At 51.9% G+C, this 9,911-nt stretch carries 8 protein-coding genes and 1 pseudogene; all 9 read left to right on the top strand.

The window, feature by feature from the left end; genetic code table 11:
- Positions 1-965 (top strand): elongation factor Tu (gene tuf / locus BG74_RS05180; RefSeq protein ID WP_066596077.1); only part of this gene is annotated, 965 nt, incomplete at its 5' end.
- Positions 966-1,230: 265 nt separating this feature from the next.
- Complete coding sequence (gene secE, locus BG74_RS05175; protein WP_066597080.1) at positions 1,231-1,614, top strand: preprotein translocase subunit SecE; 384 nt, start codon at positions 1,231-1,233, stop codon at positions 1,612-1,614.
- Between the two features lies 1 nt (position 1,615).
- Positions 1,616-2,161: a transcription termination/antitermination protein NusG gene (nusG, locus tag BG74_RS05170; RefSeq protein WP_066597078.1), complete on the top strand. Its 546-nt coding sequence runs from the start codon at positions 1,616-1,618 to the stop codon at positions 2,159-2,161.
- 153 nt (positions 2,162-2,314) lie between these two features.
- Complete coding sequence (gene rplK / locus BG74_RS05165; protein ID WP_066597076.1) at positions 2,315-2,743, top strand: 50S ribosomal protein L11; 429 nt, start codon at positions 2,315-2,317, stop codon at positions 2,741-2,743.
- Positions 2,744-2,746: 3 nt separating this feature from the next.
- Positions 2,747-3,451 (top strand): 50S ribosomal protein L1, encoded by a 705-nt coding sequence (rplA, locus tag BG74_RS05160; RefSeq protein ID WP_066597075.1) that lies wholly within the window; start codon positions 2,747-2,749, stop codon positions 3,449-3,451.
- Positions 3,452-3,754: 303 nt separating this feature from the next.
- On the top strand, positions 3,755-4,276 hold the full coding sequence (gene rplJ, locus BG74_RS05155) for a 50S ribosomal protein L10 (RefSeq protein WP_066597072.1): 522 nt from the start codon (positions 3,755-3,757) through the stop codon (positions 4,274-4,276).
- 66 nt (positions 4,277-4,342) lie between these two features.
- Positions 4,343-4,720 carry a 50S ribosomal protein L7/L12 gene (gene rplL / locus BG74_RS05150; protein ID WP_066597071.1) on the top strand — a complete coding sequence of 126 codons (378 nt, stop codon included), beginning with the start codon at positions 4,343-4,345 and terminating at the stop codon, positions 4,718-4,720.
- Between the two features lie 334 nt (positions 4,721-5,054).
- Entirely contained in the window at positions 5,055-9,083 is a 4,029-nt protein-coding gene (gene rpoB / locus BG74_RS05145; protein ID WP_066597069.1) for a DNA-directed RNA polymerase subunit beta, read from the top strand.
- Between the two features lie 90 nt (positions 9,084-9,173).
- Positions 9,174-9,911 (top strand): annotated as a pseudogene (locus tag BG74_RS16905) (DNA-directed RNA polymerase subunit beta'); the annotation flags it as partial.

Genomic DNA, 9,911 nt, shown 5'->3' with positions numbered 1-9,911 from the left:
CCCGCCACTACGCGCACGTAGACTGTCCAGGGCACGCCGACTATGTGAAAAACATGATCACCGGCGCGGCTCAGATGGACGGCGCGATCCTGGTCGTTGCCGCCACCGATGGCCCGATGCCGCAGACCCGCGAGCACATCCTGCTGGGTCGCCAGGTTGGCGTACCGTACATTATCGTATTCATGAACAAATGCGATATGGTTGATGATGAAGAGCTACTGGAACTGGTAGAAATGGAAGTACGTGAGCTGCTGTCACAGTACGACTTCCCCGGCGATGATACGCCGGTTATCCGCGGTTCCGCATTGAAAGCGCTGGAAGGTGACGAAGCCTGGACGCAGAAAATCATTGAACTAGCGGAAGCATTGGATAGTTATATTCCGGAACCGGAACGCGCCATCGACAAGCCGTTCCTGCTGCCGATTGAAGACGTATTCTCCATCTCCGGCCGCGGTACCGTGGTCACCGGTCGTGTAGAGCGTGGTATCGTCAAAGTGGGCGAAGAAGTGGAAATCGTCGGTATCAAAAACACTACCAAAACCACCTGCACCGGCGTTGAAATGTTCCGTAAACTGCTGGACGAAGGTCGTGCCGGCGAGAACGTGGGTGTGTTGCTGCGCGGTACCAAGCGTGACGACGTCGAGCGTGGACAAGTTCTAGCCAAGCCAGGCTCGATCAAGCCGCACACCCAATTTGAATCGGAAGTGTATATTCTGAGCAAAGATGAAGGCGGCCGCCACACGCCGTTCTTCAAAGGCTACCGTCCACAGTTCTATTTCCGTACCACTGACGTGACCGGTACTATTGAACTGCCGGAAGGCGTTGAAATGGTAATGCCTGGCGATAACATCAAGATGGTTGTCAAACTGATTGCCCCGATCGCCATGGACGACGGTTTGCGTTTTGCCATTCGCGAAGGTGGCCGTACCGTTGGCGCGGGTGTTGTTGCCAAAATTATCGCTTAAACCGGCAAATACTGACATTTGTCGAATAACCATTCGACGCGGCGTGCGGTTAATGGGCATCGTTTGATGCCCTTTTCTGCGCTGTGACAGAGAATCTATCTTAATCAGCGATTTTAAGTCATGATCATTGGTGAGATGATCTCTTGTTCTGTAGCGTAAAACGTCGAGGTTTTGTTGCTAATTCAGAGCATACTTCGGTTTGGTAGCCTCAATCTTTAACGGGGCTGATGGTTTGTTTGTCTGAATCCTATGTGACAGGTTTTTTATGAGTGCGAATACCGAAGCTCAAGGAAGTAGGCGCGGCCTGGAAGTAGTTAAGTGGTTAGTCGTCGCGATTCTATTGATGATAGCCATCGTCGGTAACTATTTTTACCGTAATTACAACTTACCCCTGCGAGCGCTGGCTGTCGTGCTTATTATTGCTATCGCTGGCGGTGTAGCTATGATGACTGCTAAAGGCAAGTCCACTGTTGCGTTTGCGTATGAAGCGCGTACCGAATTACGTAAGGTGATTTGGCCGACCCGCCAGGAAACGTTACATACCACGTTGATCGTCGCCGCTGTGACTGCCGTGATGTCACTGATTCTGTGGGGACTGGATGGCGTTCTGGTCCTTGTAGTGTCGTTTATTACTGGCTTAAGGTTCTAAGATGTCCGAAGCTCCAAAAAAGCGCTGGTACGTCGTTCAGGCGTTTTCCGGTTTTGAGGGACGCGTAGCACAGTCTCTCAGCGAACACATCAAACTTCATGATATGGAAGAACTGTTTGGCGAAGTGATGGTGCCAACGGAAGAGGTGGTGGAAATTCGCGGCGGCCAGCGTCGTAAAAGCGAACGTAAATTCTTCCCGGGCTACGTCCTGGTGCAGATGGTGATGAATGACACCAGCTGGCATCTGGTGCGAAGCGTACCGCGCGTCATGGGCTTCATCGGCGGCACCTCGGATCGTCCTGCGCCTATCAGCGACAAAGAAGTCGGTGCCATCATGAGCCGCCTGCAGCAAGTCGGCGATAAGCCGCGGCCGAAAACCCTTTTCGAGCCGGGCGAGCTGGTCCGTGTCAACGATGGTCCTTTCGCTGACTTCAACGGCGTGGTAGAAGAGGTGGACTATGAGAAAAGCCGCCTTAAGGTATCGGTGTCGATCTTTAGTCGAGCCACGCCGGTGGAGCTGGATTTCAGTCAGGTTGAGAAAAGCTGAGTCCCGTAATCACATTTTTGCTTGCTCGGGGCGCGAAATTAATCTAAAACTCTGCGCCTTTCTTTTTTATTTTTATGCGTCCTTGAAAACGCGTAAGCGATTTTTTATGGGGAGCCTTAACCGGCGCACTATCACCCATTAGAGGAAATCAATATGGCTAAGAAAGTACAAGCCTATGTCAAACTGCAGGTTGCTGCAGGCATGGCAAACCCGAGTCCGCCGGTAGGTCCGGCTCTGGGTCAGCAGGGCATTAATATCATGGAATTCTGCAACGCTTTCAATGCCAAAACCGAAGGTATTGAAAAAGGGCTGCCGGTTCCGGTAGTTATCACCGTGTATTCCGACCGTTCTTTCATTTTCGTTACTAAGACGCCGCCGGCCTCTGTGCTGCTGAAGAAAGTCGCGGGTATCAAATCCGGTTCCGGTAAACTGAATAAAGGAAAAGTTGGTAAAGTCACCAACGCTCAGGTTCGTGAAATTGCGGAAACCAAAGCGGCTGATATGACCGGTGCCGATATAGAAGCGATGTCCCGCTCCATTGCCGGTACCGCGCGTTCCATGGGCCTGGTAGTGGAGGATTAAGAAATGGCTAAACTGACTAAGCGCATGCGGGTCATCCGCGACAAAGTCGATTTTACCAAACAGTACGACATCAGCGAAGCTGTAGTGCTGCTGAAAGAACTAGCTACAGCCAAGTTCGTCGAAAGCATCGACGTTGCCGTTAATCTGGGCATTGATGCACGTAAATCCGATCAGAATGTCCGTGGTGCCACCGTGCTGCCGCACGGCACGGGCCGCAGCGTTCGCGTTGCAGTTTTCACTCAGGGCTCTAACGCTGAGGCAGCAAAATCCGCCGGTGCGGATCTGGTGGGCATGGATGATCTAGCCGACCAGATCAAAAAAGGTGAGTTAAACTTCGACTTAGTTATCGCTTCTCCAGACGCAATACGTATCGTTAGCCAGCTGGGCCAGATCCTCGGTCCGCGCGGCCTGATGCCGAACCCGAAAGTCGGCACCGTTACCCAGAACGTCGCTGAAGCGGTTAAAAACGCCAAAGCCGGTCAGGTGCGCTATCGCAACGACAAAAACGGCATCATCCACACCACCATCGGTAAAGTGGATTTTGAGTCTGAAAAATTGAAAGAAAACCTAGAAGCTCTGCTGTTTGCGCTGAAAAAAGCTAAGCCAACGCAGGCTAAGGGCGTTTACATCAAAAAAATTAGCCTATCCACCACTATGGGCCCAGGTGTAATAATCGATCAAAGTGGACTGTCCGCGGTGACCGCTTAATTATTGCTTTACGCAGGCGTTGGTTTTGTCTAGAATCTAACGCCCGAAGTTTCGACGGGAGGTTTCCTTTTTGCCACAGGCGCAATGCTAAGATTTTTTTGGTTGGAGCTTGGTCTATCCAAGCCTCCCTCCAAGACCGCAGGTTTGTATCACAGCACTTAATTTTCCTGCGTAAGACGGTGACAGAGCCTGAATAAAATACTCGTTTAATGGATTCTGATCACTGTATATCGACGCTTACCGTTGTTGTGACGGTAAAGTGAGTTTCGGGTTTTCCCCGGTTAAATCCAGGAGCACAAGCTAATGGCATTAAATCTTCAAGACAAACAAGCGATTGTTGCTGAAGTCAGCGAAGTAGCCAAAGGTGCGCTATCTGCCGTTATCGCGGATTCTCGCGGCGTTACAGTAGATAAAATGACTGAACTGCGTAAAGCAGGTCGTGAAGCCGGAGTTTACATGCGCGTTGTTCGCAACACGCTGATGCGCCGCGTAGTTGAAGGCACCTCTTTTGAGTGCCTGAAAGGCACGTTTGTCGGTCCAACCCTAATTGCATTTTCTAACAAGCACCCGGGCGCAGCCGCTCGTTTGTTCAAGGATTTTGCCAAAGATAATGCCAATTTTGAGGTTAAAGCTGCTGTCTTTGAAGGAGAAGTTATCCCGGCATCGCAGATTGATCGCCTGGCAACTCTGCCAACTTACGAAGAAGCAATCGCCCGCCTGATGTCGGCCATGAAAGAAGCCTGTGCGGGCAGACTGGTTCGCACGCTGACCGTACTGCGCGATCAGAAACTGGACGTACTGCGCGATCAGAAAGAGGAGGCATAATCGCCAGCTTTATTCTGAAGCAATTGCAAACATATATGCGCTTTCTGAATTCTAGGAACACTTGTTATGTCTCTCACTAAAGAACAAATTCTAGACGCGGTTGCCGAAATGTCCGTAATGGACGTGGTTGAACTACTCTCTATGATGGAAGAAAAATTCGGCGTTTCTGCTACTACTACCACTACCCCTACTGCTGCCGCGGGCGGTCCGCCGGCTGAAGCCGTAGAAGAAAAAACCGAGTTTGACGTTGTGCTGAGCGCAATCGGCGCGAATAAAGTTGCTGTTATCAAAGCCGTGCGGGGCGCTATCGGTCTTGGCCTGAAAGAAGCGAAAGACCTGGTTGAATCCGCACCTGCCACCCTGAAAGAAGGCGTGAGCAAAGATGACGCTGACGCACTGAAGAAGGCTCTGGATGAAGCGGGTGCTTCTGTTGAGGTTAAATAAGATAACCTTCCAGATTACAGCCTGGATCTTAGGCTGATAGCTGGTGGCTTTTGGGTCACCAGCTTTTTGCGTTTGCTCTGTAGGGAATCAGTGGCATTTCACATCATTTAGCTGCTGGTTAGCCACAATGTTTTTTCTATCGACGACTTAACATACTGTATTGCCTGCCTAACTTCCCTGATTTAGCAAAGTGCAGCGAAATGATTTAAGAGTAATAGAAACAGGTATTGCGGAGAGGATAGTAAACCTCCGAACACGAAAATGGTGTTGCATGTACTGTCCTAGTAGGGCAGCGGACAGAGTGGGTCGACTTGTCAGCGAGCTGAGGAACCCTATGGTTTATTCCTATACCGAAAAAAAACGCATTCGTAAGGACTTCGGAAAACGTCCGCAGGTTTTGGATGTTCCCTATCTCCTATCCATCCAGCTTGACTCGTTTCAGAAGTTCATCGAGCAAGATCCGGAAGGTCAGTACGGTCTGGAAGCAGCTTTCCGTTCCGTATTCCCTATACAAAGCTACAGCGGTAACTCTGAACTGCAATATGTCAGTTACCGTCTGGGTGAGTCTGTTTTTGACGTCAAAGAGTGCCAGATCCGTGGGGTAACGTTTTCCGCACCGCTGCGCGTGAGGCTGCGTCTTATCATTTATGAGCGCGAAGCGCCGGAAGGCACAGTAAAAGACATCAAGGAGCAGGAAGTCTATATGGGCGAAATCCCGCTCATGACCGACAATGGTACCTTTGTCATCAACGGTACCGAACGTGTTATCGTTTCCCAGCTGCACCGTAGTCCCGGCGTATTTTTTGACAGCGATAAGGGTAAGACGCACTCCTCTGGTAAGGTGCTATATAACGCACGCATTATTCCTTACCGCGGATCCTGGTTGGATTTCGAGTTCGATCCGAAAGATAATTTGTTCGTCCGTATCGATCGCCGCCGCAAATTGCCGGCGACCATCATTCTGCGCGCGCTAAACTACAGCACCGGCCAGATCCTGGATACGTTCTTCGACAAAGTAGTTTACGAAATTCACGACAAAAAACTGCAGATGGAACTTATTCCCGAGCGCTTGCGTGGTGAAACCGCCTCGTTTGATATCGAGGCCAACGGCACCGTTTATGTCGAAAAAGGCCGCCGCATCACCGCGCGTCATATTCGTCAGATGGAAAAAGACGGTGTTGCGCAGATCGAAGTCCCTGTCGAATACATTATCGGCAAGGTGGTAGCAAAAGATTATATTGATGAAAAAACTGGCGAAATCATTGTTCCCTCCAATATGGAACTGACGCTGGACCTGCTGGCCAAGCTGAGCCAGGCGGGGTACAAGCGTGTTGAAACACTGTTCACCAACGACCTGGACCACGGCGCCTATATTTCCGAGACTCTGCGTGTCGATCCGACTGGCGATCGCCTGAGTGCGTTGGTGGAAATCTACCGCATGATGCGCCCCGGTGAGCCGCCGACCCGCGAAGCCGCTGAGAACCTGTTTGAAAATCTGTTCTTTTCGGAGGAACGTTACGATCTGTCCGCGGTAGGCAGGATGAAATTTAACCGTTCTCTGCTACGGGAAGAGATCGAAGGCTCCGGTATCCTGAGCAAAGACGACATCATTGATGTGATGAAGAAGCTCATCGGTATCCGTAACGGTAAAGGCGAAGTGGACGATATTGACCACTTGGGCAATCGCCGTATCCGTTCGGTGGGAGAAATGGCGGAAAACCAGTTCCGCGTTGGTCTGGTGCGTGTGGAGCGCGCGGTGAAAGAACGTCTGTCTTTAGGCGATCTGGATACTCTGATGCCGCAGGACATGATAAACGCCAAACCGATATCGGCAGCGGTGAAAGAGTTTTTCGGCTCCAGTCAGCTGTCGCAGTTCATGGATCAGAATAACCCGCTGTCAGAAATTACCCACAAGCGCCGTATCTCCGCGCTAGGCCCGGGCGGTCTGACTCGCGAGCGCGCGGGCTTTGAGGTGCGAGACGTGCATCCTACTCACTACGGGCGTGTGTGCCCCATCGAAACCCCAGAAGGGCCGAACATTGGTCTTATCAACTCTCTGTCCGTGTATGCTCAGACCAACGAGTATGGTTTCCTGGAAACGCCATATCGCCGCGTGCTGGACGGTGTAGTCACCGACGAAATCCATTATCTATCGGCGATTGAGGAAGGTAACTTCGTGATCGCACAGGCCAACACCAACCTCGGCGAAGACGGTCGTTTCGTTGATGATCTGGTGACCTGCCGCAATAAGGGCGAATCGAGCCTGTTCAGCCGCGATCAGGTTGACTATATGGACGTCTCCACCCAGCAGGTGGTGTCGGTCGGCGCCTCGCTAATTCCGTTCCTGGAGCACGACGACGCTAACCGCGCCTTGATGGGTGCGAACATGCAGCGTCAGGCAGTGCCTACTTTGCGTACCGATAAGCCGCTGGTAGGCACCGGTATGGAGCGTGCGGTTGCCGTTGATTCTGGTGTGACCGTCGTGGCAAAACGCGGTGGAATAGTGCAGTACGTGGACGCCTCCCGTATAGTGATTAATGTCAATCCGGATGAAATGTATCCGGGCGAAGCGGGCATTGATATCTACAACCTGACCAAATACATCCGTTCCAACCAGAATACCTGTATTAGCCAGACACCTTGCGTTTCTCTGGGTGAGCTGGTTGAGCGTGGCAACGTGTTAGCCGACGGTCCGTCCACTGATTTGGGTGAACTGGCGCTGGGTCAGAATATGCGTATCGCGTTTATGCCTTGGAATGGCTATAACTTTGAAGACTCCATGTTGGTCTCCGAACGCGTGGTGCAGGAAGATCGTTTCACTACCATCCATATTCAGGAACTGGCGTGCGTGTCCCGAGACACCAAACTGGGGCCCGAGGAAATTACTGCCGACATCCCGAACGTGGGTGAAGCCGCACTCTCTAAACTGGATGAATCTGGTATCGTCTATATCGGCGCGGAGGTGACCGGCGGCGATATTCTGGTAGGTAAGGTTACGCCGAAAGGGGAAACTCAGCTGACGCCGGAAGAGAAACTACTGCGCGCTATCTTCGGTGAAAAAGCCTCTGACGTGAAAGACTCGTCTCTGCGCGTACCGAACGGCGTTTCCGGTACCGTTATCGATGTTCAGGTATTTACCCGTGACGGCGTGGAAAAAGATAAGCGCGCGCTGGAAATCGAGGAAATGCAGCTTAAGCAGGCCAAAAAGGACCTGACCGAAGAACTACAGATCTTTGAAGCCGGTCTGTTTGCCCGTATTCGCGACGTGCTGCTCTCTGACGGCATCGAAACGGAGAAACTGGATAAGCTGATCCGCGAGCGCTGGCTGGAACTAGGCCTGGTAAACGAAGAGAAGCAGAATCAGCTTGAACAGCTGGCCGAGCAATACGATGAGCTTAAGCATGAGTTCGAGAAGAAGCTGGAAGCTAAGCGCCGTAAAATTACCCAGGGCGATGATCTAGCTCCAGGCGTGCTAAAAATCGTCAAGGTCTATCTGGCGGTGAAACGTCAGATTCAGCCGGGCGACAAGATGGCAGGCCGTCACGGTAACAAGGGCGTTATCTCCAAGATCAACCCTATCGAAGATATGCCTTACGATGAAAACGGCGTGCCGGTGGATATCGTTTTGAACCCGCTGGGTGTGCCGTCGCGTATGAACATCGGCCAGATTCTGGAAACCCATCTGGGCATGGCAGCAAAAGGCATCGGCGACAAGATCAGCGCCATGTTCAAGCAGCACGAAAAAGTGGCCATGCTGCGCGAGTTCATCCAGAAAGCTTACAATCTGGGTGATGACGTGCGCCAGAAGGTGGATCTCAATACCTTCTCCGATGAAGAAGTGCTGTGTCTGGCAGAAAACCTAAAGAAAGGGATGCCGATCGCCACACCAGTATTCGACGGCGCCAAAGAGAAAGAGATCAAAGATTTGCTGAAGCTCGGCGGCCTGCCGACCTCCGGTCAGATCACCTTGTTCGACGGCTGCACCGGCGAGAAGTTCGAGCGACAGGTTACCGTGGGATATATGTACATGCTGAAACTCAACCATTTGGTTGATGACAAGATGCATGCGCGTTCTACTGGCTCGTACAGCCTGGTTACCCAGCAACCGCTGGGGGGCAAGGCACAGTTCGGCGGCCAGCGCTTCGGGGAGATGGAAGTGTGGGCGCTGGAAGCCTACGGCGCGGCGTACACCTTGCAGGAAATGCTTACCGTCAAGTCGGATGATGTTAACGGTCGCACCAAGATGTACAAAAACATCGTGGATGGCAATCACATGATGGAACCCGGTATGCCGGAATCTTTCAACGTTCTGTTGAAAGAAATCCGCTCGCTAGGTATCAATATCGAGCTGGAAGAAGACTGATTTTTCTGCCCGGGTGCGATTCACACTGGTAATAATGGCGCCTGAGCGTTTCAGACGCCTAACAGGTCCAACTCCGACAGGAGCCAATCCGTGAAAGATTTACTTAAGTTTCTGAAAGCGCAAATTAAGACCGAAGAGTTCTATGCGATCAAAATTGCCCTGGCCTCGCCAGATATGATCCGTTCCTGGTCTTTCGGTGAGGTGAAGAAGCCGGAAACCATTAACTACCGTACCTTTAAACCGGAGCGCGACGGTCTGTTCTGCGCGCGTATTTTCGGGCCGGTAAAAGACTATGAATGCCTATGCGGTAAGTACAAGCGTCTGAAACACCGCGGCGTCATCTGTGAGAAGTGCGGCGTTGAAGTGACCCAGACCAAGGTGCGTCGTGAGCGCATGGGCCATATCGAGCTGGCCTCGCCCACCGCCCACATCTGGTTTTTGAAATCGCTGCCGTCCCGTATCGGTCTGCTGCTGGATATGCCGCTGCGTGATATCGAACGCGTGCTGTATTTTGAATCCTATGTAGTGGTTGAAGGCGGCATGACCAACCTTGAGCGTTGTCAGATCCTGACTGAAGAGCAGTATCTGGACGCGCTGGAAGAGTTTGGTGACGAATTTGACGCCAAAATGGGCGCCGAAGCGATCCAGATCCTACTGAAAAATATGGATCTGGAGCAGGAATGCGAGCAGCTGCGCGAAGAGCTGCAAGAAACCAACTCTGAAACCAAGCGCAAAAAGCTGACTAAGCGCATCAAGCTTCTGGAAGCCTTCGTGCAATCCGGCAACAAGCCGGAGTGGATGATCCTGACCGTGCTGCCGGTACTGCCG

This window comes from Sodalis-like endosymbiont of Proechinophthirus fluctus, assembly GCF_001602625.1.
Classification (GTDB): domain Bacteria; phylum Pseudomonadota; class Gammaproteobacteria; order Enterobacterales; family Enterobacteriaceae.
The sequence above is the reverse complement of the archived record's forward strand: the minus strand, read 5'-3'. Positions and strand labels throughout refer to the sequence as shown.